Origin of the sequence: Psychrobacter sp. TB20-MNA-CIBAN-0197 (genome assembly GCF_040309765.1) — a bacterium.
Classification (GTDB): Bacteria; Pseudomonadota; Gammaproteobacteria; order Pseudomonadales; family Moraxellaceae; genus Psychrobacter; species Psychrobacter submarinus.
Genome location: NZ_JBEOPC010000012.1, coordinates 1 through 16,349 on the forward strand (window position 1 = coordinate 1; position 16,349 = coordinate 16,349).

A 16,349-nucleotide genomic window follows, 5' to 3' on the forward strand; every position below is an offset into this window, starting at 1 on the left:
ATGTTTGGCATGGTTCTTAGACAACGATGAATGTTCTTCTTATTTTAATTCCCTCTGCTACTTTTGCAAGAGGTCTACTATATTCATCTGGAGTTTCACTGTTTTCGTTAAGATAAACAATATGCCACTGCGTAAGCCTTCTATTTTTAAGCTCTTGAGCATAATCTTTTATTTGCTCAAACTGATCTGTTGCGTAAGGCTTATTTTCAATACAAATGCCGTAGCTGTCATCTCCTACCCGGCATTGTAGATAAATATCCATACGCCGAGAGGTCTCACTTACCCGCGTTGTCTCTTCTATAATGACCTTAGTTTGTTCAATGTGCTCTACAAACGATTGCCAATGAGCATCTTTATATATACTAGGTAAGCAATACTGAATAAATAAACGTAAAAAATCAGCTTTTTGAGCGTGGCCACCTTGTGGGTTGAGCAGGTCAGCGAGTATTCGGCTAAGCCCTAATTCATCCGTATTTATATAGTCAAAAGTGTTGAAGTTTGGCGCAAGCTGTCGACTATAGAGTGCTTGCGCGGTTTGTAGCGCTCTTACCTTTTGACTAACCTCATCAATCAAACCTTGTACTGCGCTCATATTTATACCTCCTATTAAGACTTGTTAAATCATATCTATTAAAACTACGATCCACTGATATTTTGATGTTTTAGCTATATAGGTATCATTATTACCTGCAAAAGACTGATCTAGTAATTGCTCAAGCAAACTATTATTCCCTACTAGTAAAGCAAATAATATCAATCTACAAATATTCTCATGCTTGCTCTAGTCTATACTTAGTGCCTCGCTAACCTGCCACATATATCGCCTCTAACTTATAGTAGTTAGGCTTATCAGTGACTCTTGAGCCGTGAAACACTTCTGCATCATCAGAAATTCGGCTATCAATAATATCTGGTACACCAGAAAATTCATCCTGTGATATCTTATGACCACTTTCCATATTAAGTACCATAGACTTAATATTAAGACTTTTAGGAATTTGTTTTAGCAGTTGATTAACGGCATATTCCAGTAGTTTTGCGCTTGGCATGCCCGTCACCTTAGTCTGTACATATCTGGCAGCTTTGTCAGCTTCCCAGGGTTTTTTAATATCTCTATAATCAATGGCTATAAAACCTTGATACGGTAATACTGATTGAAAAACGCTTACCACTTGCTCGACTTCATCGGCTGTGCAAATAATCATACGATCTATAATCTCGAACTTCTCAATCTGCTGATCTGTGGTTTGTATAGCAAATAATGTGCCGAGTTCTGCTTGTTGTTTTAACGCTAGTAATGACTCCTCATCCCAGCCGTCTTCGATAACAATTAACCCAACCTCAGATAAAACGGATATCTCTTCATGCGGCTTGTATAGCGCGGTAAAGGTTACTCGCTTTTTCTGAAGCTTGTTATCAGCTTCTTGAGCAATATTATTTGTTAGAGACTCACTACAGTTAGAAGTACTATTTGCTGTCATATCTGGTTCCTTATTAAATAACTCTATTAATCATTGTTGTAAAGCGCTATCCCACTTTCTAGGCGCTCTAAAATAACCTCTTTTAACTGAGCAGGCTCAATCACCACTGCCAATTGCGACATGCTCACTAACCAATCTTGCAAACGCTGCGTATTAGCAACCGTTGCGCGCACTTCATTCCAAGTGTCATCGATAACCGTAATCGTTTGAGTAGATGATAACGGCCGCTCATAGAGGTGCTGACAGGCATATTTCTGCACTTTTAAAACCAAATTGATTTCAATATTTTCACCAAACTCTAGCTTACCTAGCTTCTGCAAACTTTCTAATGTAAAAACGTCACGCCCTACCCAGTCAGGTATTCGCCTGTCTATGACTACTGCCTCGGTAATGCGATTGACTGCAAAGTTACGGTGCGCCTTCAACAAGACATTGTCATCAATATGATCCTCTACCGGATAAAAGCCAGTCAGGTACATCATGTTATCGATAAAGACCAAACCACGCGGATAGATTCGTTTTTCACTCACGCTATCGTCCCATTTTTTTTGATAGCTGATTTGCAGTTGACGGTTTTGTAATAACGCCTGATGGATGCTAGCCAGCACCCCACTATCAAGCTTTGGTGCTTGTACGATACTCGACAGGGTAATGAGATGATCTTGCCACTGCCCCAGCTTGCTTTGATTGAAGCTGGTCTTATCTTGACGATCTAACTGGTTCAACTTATCGCTAATACTTTGCTTAAAAGACGTTGGTAAATAGTTTGCCGTATATTTATCAAGCATCTGCCAAAAGAACACCGTTTGCTCATTAATGACATCGATACTAAAGCTTGGCTCAATATAAAACCGTGCCGTTTGTCCGCTAATATTCTGACCCCACACTGGCTCTCTGACCAAAGCCTGACTATAAAAAATATCGTTAAATATTTGATTGAGACGACTCAGATCGTTTTCTAAGTTTTTACGCTCATTTGCGTAGCGTTCAGGATTATCGCCATAGACACTCATTAACTCTGTTAGGGACATTGCGTTGGCTTTATCCCGCGGCAGAAATTGATAGAGCGCAAATAGGCGTTCTGACTTGTTATAAGTTGCTATTGAGTGATTAAGCATAACAAACTCGCTCTATTGCAGAATGGGCAAATAACTAATAAACAACGTGTTTCCTATCAGTATCTAGTCAAACCGTACCACAATAGCTGTGCCATTATCATAAGCATTGCCATCCGAGTCGTATACTTGCTGCATAAGCTTCTGTAGCCATCCTTGTAAATCCGTTTGATTATCGATAAGTGACCACTCGTAGCACGATACTAAATCATGAATACCGTCAGTACAAATGACAAGGCTATCACCTGCTTGCACTGTGATTGTTCGCTTGTCGCTCTTTGGCGGCTCGCTACTTGGATCATCGCTATCTACTGCTAGTGCAAAGCATTCGGTAATGCTATATAAGCTGCCTGCCATATCTGTGCGATTGTACTCATCAAAATTGACTTGACGACCTTCTGTACGGGCTTGCTCATCGACTAGCTCATTTAATAAGTTATGATCGCGAGTTAAGCACTGCCACTCTTTCGCCTCTTTGCCCAGCTTGTATACACGACTATCACCGACATGGGTAATATCTATATTAATTGATTTATTGTCGTCTAGTGTCCCGACGATCATAGCGAGGGTTGCCGCAGCGCCATAGCGTTTTTTGGTATGTTTGGTTTGGCTCAGTTGTTTATAGATATGATCTGAGGTCATGCTTTGGACGTTTGCTTGTTTGTCATCCCATAGCGCTTTAATTGCTTTGACCACTGCCTTTGAGCAGTGCTGCGACTGATTAGAGCTGGCAACGCCATCCGATACCGCAAGACAAAATGGCGCTTGCACTGACGTCACTGCCATCACCCCTAAGTCCTCTTGATACCAGTGATCTAAAAAGAAAAACGCATCTTGTTGTAATCCATTACTAGCATTACCTTGAAAAGTAATGGCACAGGCTTTAGCTATGAATTGAGTAGGATTTGAATCGTTATTGTTCTGAAAAATCGTCATGACAGCTTGCCTATATTATTCTTTATAGACAAGTATAGCGAACAACCTAGTGTTTTATTTTCTAGGTTGATACATAGATTGATTAATTAATTTTGGGGCTGTAGTAGATAAGGATTAAATATCACACCATTTTCTCAAGGTTTTCAGCTGATTAGATGGTGAACCATAGTTAAATCTAAACTCACACTCTTTTAAAAATAAATGGAAGTTCTTCTTATCGATCCCATTATACTTTCTTAGAGTTCGTTTAGACTGATTCCAGAAGTTCTCAATGCCATTGATGTGATTGTTTTTACCGCAAGTGAACTCTATAGAGTGATTGACTCTGAAATGTTTAAACTCGCTCACATCTAATGCGTTGTAACTTCGATAGCTATCCGTATAAACAAAGCTGTCAGGCTTGATTTTACGCTTAATAACAGGCATTAGGGTAGTCTGTTTGGTGTCTGCTACGACAATGGTATACACCTTACCGTTTCGTTTTAGAATACCAAATATGGCGGTTTTGCCAGCAGCCCCGCGACCTCTTTTGCTTTTGCGTACGCCGCCAAAGTAACTTTCATCTAATTCGACCTCACCATCAAAAAGTTCATCAGTTTCTAATGAGAGATGGTAATCTATGACAAGTCTTATTTTATGATAAAAAAGTGCAGCAGTGTTAGGCTGAATATTGAGCAAATCTGCGGCTGTTCTAGCAGTCACTTCAGCTGTGAAAAACTCTAACAGTCGTCTCTGTGCTTTTTTACTGAGTTTACAACGGGTTATCTTCATAGAAGTAGTCTAGCATAGTGCTTATCTACTACAGCCCCTTTAACTATTATCGACAACTATGACATGAAGAAAAATTTATTAAAGCAGGTTGCTTGTGATATAACAACTAATATTGAGAGGATGGTGAGTTTATAACGCTATATAAGTTGTTAAATTTGTTGTTCAAAATAAAAGCTCTTAATGATTACCCCTTATACGCCTTGAGCTATAAGGGTTTTTTATTGCCGAATTACAATTAACTGAACCTGTCAACAGCGCTTCTTTACCAACTTAAACCTTCTATTTTGATATTTAGACTTATCAAGACAGTAGAACTCCTTACCCCTCCAACACATTTGTTCTGCCCAGTTTTAGCCCCTTAAGGAAACAATGGCTTTTATTCACAAGTATTCATAAACCATCGTGGTGCATAGGAGCCTATAGGTCTATTTTGGTGCAAAAAAAGAAGGCTTCTTACTCAATAAAGAACCACAGTGGTGCAATTTTCTATATTTTTGGCTGGCATAGATATTGAAGTAATAAAAATAGTAAAACAGTCAAAGCCATTGATTGACTCACCTTGTTGCTATTTTACTCTTTTTGGAGAAGTTTATGTCTTTATTGCCGACCCTTGCTACCGCTACCACACTGAATAGCGCCCCTCGTACCGACTTACGATTGACCTCACGCTTATCTATAGTGGCGCTTGCCGTTGTAGGTAGTTTGAGCCTTGCTGGCTGTCAAAAGCCAGCCGAGACGAGCTCGGAGACGACAGCTAGCGATACCACCACTCAAAGCGCAGCGGCGGCTAATGGCGATACTATTAAAGTCGGTATTTTGCACTCTTTATCAGGGACGATGGCCATCTCTGAAACCTCGCTAAAGGACACCGCGCTAATGACGATTGAGGAGATTAATGCCAACGGCGGGGTACTCGGCAAGCAGTTAGAGCCTGTCGTCGTTGACCCTGCCTCTGACTGGCCGTTATTTGCTGAAAAAGCGCGCCAGCTCCTCACACAAGATGAAGTAGATGTCATCTTTGGGGGCTGGACCTCAGTGTCGCGTAAGTCGGTATTGCCCGTTGTTGAAGAGCTCAATGGCTTGATGTTTTATCCGGTGCAGTACGAAGGTCAAGAGCAGTCCGAAAATATCTTTTATACTGGTGCTGCGCCCAATCAGCAAGCTATTCCTGCCGTTGAATACTTGATGAGTCCTGAAGGTGGTAGCGCTGAGCGCTTTGTATTATTAGGCACAGATTATGTCTATCCTCGTACCACCAACCAGATACTACGCGCTTTTTTACAGTCTAAAGGCGTTGCCGATAGCGACATTATGGAAGAGTACACGCCATTTGGCTTTAGCAATTATCAAACCATTGTCTCTAATATCAAAAACTTCGCCACGGGCAAAAAGACAGCAGTCATATCGACCATCAACGGCGACTCCAACGTGCCTTTTTATCGCGAGCTTGGTAATCAAGGTATTGACGCCGCTGATATTCCAGTCATGGCATTCTCAGTTGGTGAAGAGGAGCTACGCGGTATCGATACTAGCGCGCTGCAAGGGCACTTAGCGGCATGGAACTACTTTATGTCGGTCAAAAACCCAACCAATAACAACTTTACCAAAAAGTACAAGCAGTATGCGCTCGATAACAACTTACCCAATGCCGAGAATGTCGTCACTAACGACCCTATGGAGGCCACCTACGTCGGTATCAATATGTGGAAGCAGGCGGTGGAGGACGCGGGTAGCACAGATGTGGACAAAGTCCGTATCAGTATGGGCGGTCAGACTTTTGCTGCTCCTTCAGGCTATACGCTAAAGATGGATGCAGAGAACCATCACTTGTGGAAACCGGTCATGATCGGTCAGATTCGCCCCGATGGTCAATTTGATGTGGTCTATAAGACACCCGAGGTTATCCAAGCTTCACCGTGGAGCCAATACATTCCTAAGTAAGGATTATCCTAAGCTTTACTTTCTTATTGGTATCAATATCAGCAAACCTTGATAGTCCCGCCAAGCTATAGGCTAGCTTGGCAGGGTTGGAGGAGTGTTGATTATAAAAAAGGATTCCACTATGTCGCCTTATCCCTCTTTTATATATGCTTTTATATATGACGCGCAGGCTAGCGGCTTTAACAAGGCCTTTAGTGCTGTTAGTCTTAGTCTATCATTTGTGCTTCTTTGCTTAGCATTTATGCTCGCTTTAACCCCGCTTCCCGCTTCGGCTGACGACACCGCAGTAGATAGTCATTCTCCTGCCAATACAGTAGCGACCACCTCTAATCTTGCCAGCGATGATAAGAGTTTGCTTACGCAAAATGCGCAGTCTTTGACTACGCCTGCCGCGCTTACCAGTCCAGTTACCAGTCCAGTTACCAGTCCAATTAACAATCAGGGCGATGCCATTGAGCAGTTTGTGGCTGCAGACTTTAGTCAGCGCCAAGCGATGCTGGGTCAGTGGCCAGGCTCCGCTGAGAGTCTCGATACGTTAGTTGAGCTGATTGATAATGATGAGCTGTATCAAGGCAACGGTGGGCAAACTTATTTGCTAAACGCTGATGACGAGCTGTTTACCTATCCTGATAGAGATCTGACGGACGAATGGCCAAGCGATCTGGCGCAAGTAACATTGACTAATGCCCTGCGCTCCGCACTGGTGTTTGGGCAAGCAAAAGTGAAGCTGGATTCAGACGATCCGGCGCAGCGCTTGCAAGCGGTGAGTATCCTTGCTGATAACATCGAACAAATAGATCCTGCAATCGTCAGCGCAGCAGCCGTGCGCGAAGATGACGCGGAGGTGAGCGCCGCGCTTAGTACCTTGCAGGCGAGGCTAAATTTTCGCGATGGCGATGTGGCTACCCAAATCGCCGCGCTTGACGTGCTCGCTGACAGCGATAGCCCGCAGGTGTTAATCGATGTCAAACAGGCGTTGGCAAACGACAATCTTGATCCTAATCTTGAGACGGCGTTGCTGGCGGCTGAAGCAAGTATTGAGCAGCGCATCTCGATCAGCACATGGTCGGGGCATCTGTTCACCGGTCTTAGTACCGCCAGTATCTTACTACTAGCAGCGCTAGGGCTTGCAATTACCTTTGGGCTGCTTGGCGTCATCAATATGGCACATGGCGAGCTGATTATGATTGGCGCGTACGCCACTTATGTGGTGCAAAACCTATTTCAAGCCTATCTGCCTGAGATGGCAAGCTGGTACTTACTCGCCGCGATACCCAGTGCGTTTTTGGTTAGCGCTGTGATCGGTATGGTCATCGAGCGTATCGTGATCCGTCCGCTCTATGGGCGTGAGCTTGAGACCCTACTGGCGACGTTTGGTATCAGTTTAATTTTGATGCAGCTGATACGCATGGTGTTTGGCGCGCAAAACGTTGAGGTCAGCAATGTCTCATGGCTTAGCGGCGCGTATCAAGTGTCTGCAAGCCTTGCCCTTCCCTATAACCGCATCGCTATCATCGGCTTTACGGTCATTATTCTGCTGCTATTGGTGTATTTACTTAACAAAACGCGCTTTGGGCTATTTGTACGCGCGGTAACGCAAAATCGGCAGATGGCACGCGCGGTTGGTATCTCCTCTGCGCGCATCGATATGCTGGCCTTTGGGCTTGGCTCGGGGCTGGCAGGATTGGCAGGCTGCGCACTCGCGCAAGTCGGCAACGTCGGACCCAGCTTAGGTCAGACGTATATCATCGACGCGTTCTTAGTTGTCGTCGTCGGCGGTGTCGGTCAAGTATGGGGCGCAGTACTCGCCTCTTTAGGTTTAGGCGTCAGTGGTACGGTGCTTGAGATTGGTATTGGCGCGGTGCTCGCCAAAATTGTATTACTGGTTCTTGTGATTCTGTTTATTCAGAAGCGGCCACAAGGTTTATTTGCACTAAAAGGCCGTTTTGTTGATTAAGGAGAAGGCTATGAGAATCATCACATTATTATCTGATACCCCGCGCAGCGCTGTATTTATCGGCTTATGCTTTTTGCTATTACTTATCGTACCGTGGCTGCATCTGCTGCCTATCACCTCTCCTTTTCACCTCTCCGCTTACTGGATTACCCTTATTGGTAAGATTATGGCGCTAGCGATGGTGGCGCTGGCCCTAGATTTAGTCTGGGGGTACGCGGGTATTTTGAGCTTAGGGCATGGGCTGTACTTTGCGCTTGGCGGTTATGCCTTTGGTATGTACCTCACGCGCGAGACCGCAGGCGACGGTATCCCTGATTTTATGCGCTTTTTGAGCTGGACTGAGCTGCCGTGGTATTGGGCAGGGACGCAGCACTTTTGGTGGGCGAGCGCTTTGGTGCTATTGGTGCCAGGTATCGTTGCCTTTATCTTTGGCTTCTTTGCTTTTCGCTCAAAAATAAAAGGCGTGTACTTCTCGATTATTACCCAAGCTATGACGTACGCGGCGGCCTTACTGTTCTTTCGTAATGAGACAGGCTTTGGTGGCAACAATGGTTTTACCGGTTTTACCACTCTTTTGGGCTACGACATTACTGCCGCCTCCACGCGCGCTACCTTGTGCTTTGTGACCGCACTGGCACTACTGCTATCTTATGCTGGCCTGCGTTATTTGATGGGTCAGCCTTACGGGCGCGTGCTTGGCGCTATTCGCGATAGTGAAAACCGCTTGCAGTACTTAGGGTATCGCACGCTTTGGTACAAGCTATCGGCATGGGTGCTATCAGCGGTTATCGCTGGTATCGCAGGGGCGCTGTACGTCCCGCAAGTGGGCATCATTAATCCTGGCGAGATGAACCCGATTAACTCCATTGAGATGGCCGTGTGGGTCGCTGCTGGTGGCCGCGGTAATCTTATCGGTGCCATCTTAGGCGCAGGCGTAGTCAACGCGCTCAAGACTTACTTTACCGTCGCCTACCCTGAGGTCTGGCTATTAATACTTGGCAGTCTGTTCGTCGTTGTCACCCTATTTTTACCAAACGGCATTATTGGTCTGCTTGGACGCTTTAAAAAGGAAAAATCTGATGCTCAATAATCATTTATCAACATCGCTTGTCTCTAAGCTGTCTAGCAATTTACCTAATAAAGCGCCTAAGAGGTCGCTAGCTATGACAGCTCAGGCGCTTGATGAATACGACTACAATGACGACCACAGCGACGGTTTGAGTCACCCTAAGACTCGCGGCGCAGACTTTAGCCACGGTATTGCGCTCTATTTAGAGGAAGTGAGCGTCTGGTTTGACTCATTTCGGGCGCTGAACAACTTGTCCTTGTACATCGAAGAAGGAGAGCTGCGCTGTATTATCGGTCCTAATGGCGCGGGCAAAACAACCTTGATGGATGTGATAACCGGTAAAACCCGTCCTACCGAAGGTAGCGTGTTCTTTGGGCAAACCTATAATCTGGCGACTATGTCAACAGAACAAATCGCAGAATCGGGTATCGGGCGCAAGTTTCAAAAACCGACGGTGTTTGAGAACTTTAGCGTGCTCGATAATTTACTGCTTGCCGCGCCCAAGGACAAACGCGTAATGGGCAGTTTGCGCCGTAGGCTTGATGCCGATACTCGAAACACACTTGAGGCGACTCTTGAGCAGATTCGCTTGACAGACAAAACCCGCCTGCCCGCAGGCCTCCTCTCGCATGGGCAAAAGCAGTGGTTGGAGATTGGTATGCTGCTGATGCAAAGTCCTAAGCTTATCTTGCTCGATGAGCCAGTCGCTGGTATGACGGACGCTGAAACCGAGCACACCGCTGAGCTATGTCTGCGCCTCAAACAAAATCATACCTTAATCGTCGTCGAGCACGATATGAGCTTTATTGATACCATTAGTGAAAAGGTCACGGTACTTGCCCAAGGGGCTATTTTAGCCGAAGGTACTTTAGCTGAGGTGCAAGAAAATGAGGCGGTCATTGAGTCCTATCTTGGACGCTAACGGCTTGACTTTTACTGCTTAAAACCATTTAAACATAGGAGCCTCTATGCTAGACGTTAAGGCAATCAATCAGTACTACGGCGGCAGTCATATTTTGCGTGACGTGTCATTTACTGCGCCGGTTGGCGAGTGCAGTGTAATACTCGGGCGTAACGGCGTTGGCAAAACCACTTTGCTTAAATGTCTGATGGGCATACTCCCAATCAAGTCAGGACAGGTTGTCCTCGATGGTACAGACATCAGTAAGCTCACTCCTGAGCAGCGCGTGCGCGCCGGACTCGCTTACGTGCCCCAAGGGCGCGATATATTCTCAACACTGACGGTAGAGGAAAATATTTTGATCGGTATGGCCAAGTTCTCCCGCAGCAAAGCGGGGCGCGTTCCCAAACACTTATACGACATCTTTCCGGTACTCGATGAGATGAAGCACCGGCGCGGCGGCGATCTGTCAGGAGGTCAGCAGCAGCAGTTGGCAATCGCACGCGCACTGGCCTCAGAGCCGCGCGTGCTGGTACTCGATGAGCCTACCGAAGGCATCCAGCCCTCAATTATCAAGGATATCGGACGGGTCATTAAGGATTTAGGCTATCAAGGGGATATGGCGATTGTACTGGTTGAGCAGTTCTATGAATTTGCAGAGGAGCTGGCGGATAACTACACTGTGCTCTCACGCGGACAAGTGGTCGCTCAGGGCGCAGGAGAGGATATGGCAAACAACCGCATTCAAGAATTGGTAGCCATCTAAAAGCATACTTTTTCAAGAATGCTTTTAAAAGAGCTTTTTTAATAGCATACGTCTCAAAAGGAACATTTTATTTTGACTTGGCAATCTACGCTACATCTTTATTTTGACCATACAGCTGACGCGGCAAAAACTCGGCTGTATCACCGTGCCCATACTGGGGCACTGATGGTACAACGCGCACTGTATCCTGAGCCTGATCACCAAGCAGGGATTTGTCATATCTATGTGTTATATCCTCCCGCTGGTATCGCGGATGATGACCGCTTAACACTGGAGTACAAGCTAGAGGCCAATAGTCACGCGGTGATTACTACCCCAGGCGCGGGCAAATGGTACGGGCAACGACAGGCGCAGCGCCAAGCGCATTATGGCGAAGCACAAAAATGTAGCAAACCAAGTCAGCCTATAGACAGCAGTAGCAGCACTTTGCTTGATAAGCGCTTATTAAGCGCTACGGTTGAGGCCGTACAACATATCAGCGCCTACCTCGATGACCACGCTATCCTTGAGTGGCTGCCCCAAGAGAGCATTTATTACGATCACTCTGTCTCTAACGCTACTAACCGCTTTTATTTAACCCAAACCGCCAGTTTGCTCACTTGGGATATCGCCGTGTTTGGTCGTCAAGCGTACCGAGAGACTTTTGCTCATGGTCACTATGCCAATCGTTTAGAGATATGGCGAGATAACGTGTTATTGGTCAAAGAGCATACCGCGCAGCAGGCCGATACCCGCTGGTTTACCTCAGCACTCGGGCTAAATAATCAGCACGTGCATGGCTCGTTTTGGGCCATACCCAGCATTGATACCATTGAAGCAGAGCTACAAAACAACCCATTAAAGCTGGGACAGTATTTAGATGAGACGATCAGCGAGATACGCAGTCTTACCGATAAACAGTCGCTACCCATTTATTGTACGCACAACTATCAAGGGATCAATTGTCGCTACCTAGGGTCTGATGTACGAGCTTGTTTTGAAGCCTTTTACCAAGCCCGCGAGCTTATCAGGCGCAAATGGTATGCGCTTGAGCCGCATCGACCAAGGATTTGGGACACTTAGTTTTTAATTCTGACCTATTCTAAAGCGATAGCTTTTGACAATAGACTCTATTGATCAACAGCGATGTGACTAGGGCGTGTCCCTATTTTAAAAATGGTGATAAAAATGAGATAAATTAAAGGCAAACAAGGAAAATAGCGCAGGTAATATCAAGATATTGACCAGCTACTTGACACCGTTTGCCAAAGATTTAGCCATTTTTAGCCCATTTAGTCATAAACGCTTGAATTAGGGACACGCCCTAATGTGTTAAGTAAATAAACAAATAATATGACCACTCATTATTAAGGCTATTAAGGATAATCCGATGCAACTAACCCCTACCGAAAAAGACAAACTCATGCTATTTACCGCCGGCATGGTCGCTGAACGTCGTAAAGAGCGCGGCGTCAAGCTCAACTATCCAGAAGCCATCGCTTATATCAGTATGCTGCTTATGGAAGGCGCCCGCGATGGCAAAACCGTAGCGCAGCTAATGAGTGAAGGCGCGACTTATCTCTCAACTGATGATGTCATGGACGGTATTGCTGAGATGATTCACGATGTACAAGTCGAAGCCACCTTCCCTGATGGCACCAAACTTGTGACCGTACACAACCCTATTGTCTAGTAAGACCTATAGAACAATGAAGGATGACAAAAATGAGCAAAAATAAAAAGATAAAAGCAGGCGAATATAGAATCAAAGCAGGTGATATGGCCCTAAATGCAGGTCGCTGCGTGCAAAGCGTAGAGGTCGTCAATACAGGTGACCGTCCCATTCAGATCGGCTCGCATTATCACTTCTTTGAGGTCAACGAGGCATTAAGCTTTGATCGAGAACCCACGCTTGGCTACCGTCTCAACATCGTACCCGGAACTGCGGTACGCTTTGAGCCGGGGCAAGCGCGCGAAGTAGAGCTGGTTGCCATCGCAGGTCGTCAGCACATCTATGGTTTTGCAGGTAAAGTGATGGGAGCGGCCGATATCAAGAGCACGCCACACACCTCGCAAAAACGCGTGGATAGACGCATCCATGCCGAGCACTTTGGCCCGACCACAGGCGACAAAGTGCGCTTGGCCGATACCGACTTATGGCTTGAAGTGGAGTATGATTTGACCAGCCACATCGACCAGCGTCCTAATACGTGTAGCGTCAGTATCGGTGAGGAGGTGAAGTTTGGCGGCGGCAAGGTCATCCGTGATGGCATGGGCCAATCACAGCTGCTTGGTAGTCAAGTAGCCGACACCATTATCACCAATGCTTTGATTGTTGACTATACCGGTATTTATAAGGCCGACGTGGCTATCAAAGAGGGTCGCATTAGCGGTATTGGCAAAGCCGGCAACCCTGATATTCAGCCCAATGTGACTCTGCCGATTGGCGCAGCGACTGAGATTATCGCTGGAGAAGGCAAAATCCTAACCGCTGGTGGTATTGACAGTCACATTCACTTTATTGCTCCCCAGCAATGTGAAACGGCCTTGATGTCTGGAGTCACCACCATGCTTGGCGGCGGTACTGGGCCTGCCGAAGGCACTCTAGCCACCACTTGTACGCCAGGCGCTTATCATATTCAAAGTATGCTAAAAGCCAGCGATGCTATTCCTATGAACATTGGGCTGCTTGGTAAAGGTAACGTTAGCTTACCTGAGCCTATTATCGAACAAGTTGCAGCGGGAGCTATCGGTCTAAAACTGCATGAAGACTGGGGCTCAACACCGCAGGCTATTGATAATTGCTTGAGTGTGGCTGAAGAGTACGATGTGCAAGTCGCTATCCATACCGATACGTTAAATGAAAGTGGCTATTTGCATAGCACGTTAGCTGCCTTTAAAGAGCGCTGCATCCATACCTTTCACACCGAAGGCGCAGGCGGTGGTCATGCGCCAGATATCCTAAAGGCCATTGGTGAGCCTAATGTCTTGCCGTCATCAACCAATCCGACGCGTCCCTTTACGGTCAATACCATCGATGAACACCTCGACATGCTTATGGTCTGTCACCACTTAAGCCCAGCCATCGCCGAGGATGTGGCTTTTGCTGAGAGTCGTATCCGCCGCGAGACTATTGCTGCTGAGGACATTTTGCAAGATATGGGCGCCATCTCCATGATGAGCAGCGACTCGCAAGCGATGGGGCGCGTAGGAGAGGTCATTATTCGCACGTGGCAGACCGCTGATAAAATGAAAACGCAGCGTGGTCACTTAGCACCTGACCAAACGGCCAAAACGGAGCAGTCCTCAGAACATATCACCTTAAGTCATACCGACTTTGATAGCGGTAATGATAACTTTCGTATCAAACGCTACCTCTCTAAATACACCATCAATCCCGCTATTACCCACGGTATCAGCGATGAGGTCGGCTCTATTGAAGTTGGCAAATGGGCGGATCTGATTTTATGGTCACCCGCGTTTTTTGGGGTAAAACCGGACAACATTATCAAAGGCGGGTTGATAGCTGCCGCGCCTATGGGCGACCCTAACGCCTCCATTGCTACCCCGCAGCCTGTCCACTATCGCCCTATGTTTGGCAGCTTCCCTAAAACGGTAGCGCAAACTTGTATCACCTTTATGTCGCGTACTGCCTTAGAGAAAGGTGTTGATAAGCAGTTGGGACTAAATAAAGTCATTAAAGCAGTACACAACATTCGTCAAATGCGAAAACAAGATATGAAATTTAACAGCTACTGCCCGATTATGGAAGTCAATCCAGAGACTTATGAGGTGCATGCTGATGGGGAGCTGTTGACCTGTGAGCCTGCTGACTATTTACCAATGGCTCAGCGTTACTTTTTATTCTAAAGGGCTTTTATAGTAATGCTAACTCAGCTCACTAGACATCAACCCTCTATTCCCCTATTTGAACGGACGATAAAGCAATTTATGAAAATATATACACAGCGTCTCGACCCAGCAGCGCTTAGCGCCAAGCAGCAAGCCGTTATTGATGATCAAAAACAGGCACAGCACTTTTTATATCTCGATTTCGATACCCGTCAGCGTAGCCGCTTTAAAGCGCAAACGCAGCAGCAACAAGCCGTCGGTATTGACCTACCGCGCACAGAAACCATCAAAAATGGCAGTGTGCTGGCTAATAATCAAGGCGAATTGATACAGGTGATGGCCGCTAAGCAAGCGTTAATCAAAGTCACCGCTGATAATAGCTTCGATCTTATGAGGGGCGCTTATCATCTAGGTAACCGTCACGTGCCTTTAATGATTACCCCTGACGCCCTGTACTTTGAGCCTGACCACGTGTTAGAGGCGATGCTGGGTCAGCTTGGCCTACATACTCAAGCGGTACAAGCAGCGTTTGAACCAGAAACGGGAGCCTATAAAGGTGAGCATGGGGGACACGCTCACGGTCATGCGCATAGCCATACTGATAGCCATGGACACAGTCACGCTCATCACAGCCATGCTTATGCATATGCTCATACTCACAGCGCTCAAAGCGATAACGGACATTCGCATAGCGATGGCAACGCTTATGACTAATCATGATACGCCCTTAGCGCAATCGAGCGCAAACGCGGTAGACGCAATAGACGCGATAACTGCGCTAAACTCTATAGATATAGACGTCACCGGACGTTTGCTTATGCTGGCGTCAAGTAACCTGCCGATCGGTAGTTACACCTATTCACAAGGTATAGAACCTGCTATTGAGTCTGGGCTTATTTGTGACGAGGCCAGTGGCTTGGAGTTTATGAGCGACTATCTAGCACTGGCATTATGTCGTTACGAGCTACCGCTATTGGCGCTTATGATGGCAGCGCTTATGAGTGATGATAACGCCCTTACTGATGCTTTAGGTGCCGATTACCACGCCAGCCGCGAAAGCAAAGAGTTTGTCTATGAGTCGAGCCAACTGGCACTGTCTTTATCGGCTTGGCTTGGTGATGTGCTTGAGCTTGACGTGCCTGATCGTCTGCTTGCTCATGGGTTTTTACCCTTATTTGCGCATATCAGCTCGTATTGGCAACTTGAGCCTGCGCAAGCTATGACTACCTATGCTTTTGGGCAAATTGAGAACATGGTGCTGGCGGCGGTCAAGACTGTACCACTTGGACAAATGGCAGGTCAGCGTATCATCTGGCAGTTGCAGCAGTTATTAAGTGAGCGCATACCGCCCTTAGCGGCTAGCGTTCAGCAAAGCTTTTTGCAGGTGCAAAAACTATCGTTAGCGGCTAACAGCCTAGAGGAGACTAGCATCTTAAAGCTAAACCTGCTTTATCAAGAGCTGCATATGTCAGCTAACTTGCCGAATTTAGCGATACTGTCATGTCAGCATGAAAGACAATATAGCCGTTTGTTTCGCTCTTGAGTGCTAACCCACACTATTTCACTTAAACACTATTTATT

The 16,349-nt window shown here is 46.3% G+C and carries 14 protein-coding genes and 1 pseudogene; 10 read left to right on the top strand and 5 right to left on the bottom strand.

What is annotated here, in order from left to right:
• Nucleotides 1–16 precede the first annotated feature (16 nt).
• The 5 genes from AAEY83_RS05225 to AAEY83_RS05245 form a co-directional block, all read right to left on the bottom strand.
• Entirely contained in the window at nucleotides 17–592 is a 576-nt protein-coding gene (locus AAEY83_RS05225; RefSeq protein WP_025643626.1) for a PDDEXK-like family protein, read from the bottom strand.
• A gap of 211 nt (nucleotides 593–803) precedes the next feature.
• A complete protein-coding gene (locus tag AAEY83_RS05230; RefSeq protein WP_025643628.1) occupies nucleotides 804–1,481 on the bottom strand; it encodes a hypothetical protein in 678 nt (225 codons plus the stop codon).
• Nucleotides 1,482–1,507: 26 nt separating this feature from the next.
• The gene (locus tag AAEY83_RS05235) at nucleotides 1,508–2,599 is read right to left on the bottom strand and encodes a helix-turn-helix transcriptional regulator (protein WP_025643631.1); all 1,092 of its coding nucleotides are present in this window, start codon (nucleotides 2,597–2,599) and stop codon (nucleotides 1,508–1,510) included.
• Between the two features lie 63 nt (nucleotides 2,600–2,662).
• Nucleotides 2,663–3,532 carry a PP2C family protein-serine/threonine phosphatase gene (locus AAEY83_RS05240; protein ID WP_025643633.1) on the bottom strand — a complete coding sequence of 290 codons (870 nt, stop codon included), beginning with the start codon at nucleotides 3,530–3,532 and terminating at the stop codon, nucleotides 2,663–2,665.
• Nucleotides 3,533–3,646: 114 nt separating this feature from the next.
• Nucleotides 3,647–4,303, bottom strand: a complete 657-nt coding sequence (locus AAEY83_RS05245) for an IS1595 family transposase (RefSeq protein WP_025643635.1) — start codon at nucleotides 4,301–4,303, stop codon at nucleotides 3,647–3,649.
• 591 nt (nucleotides 4,304–4,894) lie between these two features.
• On the opposite strand from AAEY83_RS05245, the gene urtA reads away from it, so the two are divergent.
• From urtA to AAEY83_RS05295, 10 genes and pseudogenes are all read left to right on the top strand, one after another.
• Nucleotides 4,895–6,244 carry an urea ABC transporter substrate-binding protein gene (gene urtA / locus AAEY83_RS05250; RefSeq protein WP_084212584.1) on the top strand — a complete coding sequence of 450 codons (1,350 nt, stop codon included), beginning with the start codon at nucleotides 4,895–4,897 and terminating at the stop codon, nucleotides 6,242–6,244.
• Between the two features lie 121 nt (nucleotides 6,245–6,365).
• The gene (gene urtB / locus AAEY83_RS05255) at nucleotides 6,366–8,201 is read left to right on the top strand and encodes an urea ABC transporter permease subunit UrtB (protein ID WP_025643639.1); all 1,836 of its coding nucleotides are present in this window, start codon (nucleotides 6,366–6,368) and stop codon (nucleotides 8,199–8,201) included.
• A 10-nt stretch (nucleotides 8,202–8,211) separates the two neighbouring features.
• Complete coding sequence (gene urtC, locus AAEY83_RS05260) at nucleotides 8,212–9,291, top strand: urea ABC transporter permease subunit UrtC (RefSeq protein WP_025643641.1); 1,080 nt, start codon at nucleotides 8,212–8,214, stop codon at nucleotides 9,289–9,291.
• Between the two features lie 139 nt (nucleotides 9,292–9,430).
• Nucleotides 9,431–10,192, top strand: a pseudogene (gene urtD, locus AAEY83_RS05265) (urea ABC transporter ATP-binding protein UrtD); the annotation flags it as partial.
• 46 nt (nucleotides 10,193–10,238) lie between these two features.
• Nucleotides 10,239–10,937, top strand: a complete 699-nt coding sequence (urtE, locus tag AAEY83_RS05270) for an urea ABC transporter ATP-binding subunit UrtE (protein WP_025643645.1) — start codon at nucleotides 10,239–10,241, stop codon at nucleotides 10,935–10,937.
• Nucleotides 10,938–11,009: 72 nt separating this feature from the next.
• The gene (locus tag AAEY83_RS05275) at nucleotides 11,010–11,999 is read left to right on the top strand and encodes an urease accessory protein UreD (RefSeq protein WP_025643646.1); all 990 of its coding nucleotides are present in this window, start codon (nucleotides 11,010–11,012) and stop codon (nucleotides 11,997–11,999) included.
• A gap of 307 nt (nucleotides 12,000–12,306) precedes the next feature.
• Nucleotides 12,307–12,609 carry an urease subunit gamma gene (gene ureA, locus AAEY83_RS05280; RefSeq protein ID WP_025643648.1) on the top strand — a complete coding sequence of 101 codons (303 nt, stop codon included), beginning with the start codon at nucleotides 12,307–12,309 and terminating at the stop codon, nucleotides 12,607–12,609.
• A 32-nt stretch (nucleotides 12,610–12,641) separates the two neighbouring features.
• Nucleotides 12,642–14,786 (top strand): urease subunit alpha, encoded by a 2,145-nt coding sequence (gene ureC / locus AAEY83_RS05285; RefSeq protein WP_084212585.1) that lies wholly within the window; start codon nucleotides 12,642–12,644, stop codon nucleotides 14,784–14,786.
• 81 nt (nucleotides 14,787–14,867) lie between these two features.
• Nucleotides 14,868–15,482 carry an urease accessory protein UreE gene (gene ureE / locus AAEY83_RS05290; protein WP_025643652.1) on the top strand — a complete coding sequence of 205 codons (615 nt, stop codon included), beginning with the start codon at nucleotides 14,868–14,870 and terminating at the stop codon, nucleotides 15,480–15,482.
• Entirely contained in the window at nucleotides 15,475–16,311 is an 837-nt protein-coding gene (locus AAEY83_RS05295; RefSeq protein ID WP_025643654.1) for an urease accessory protein UreF, read from the top strand. Before ureE ends, AAEY83_RS05295 begins: the two co-directional genes overlap by 8 nt.
• The last annotated feature ends 38 nt before the right edge of the window (nucleotides 16,312–16,349 follow it).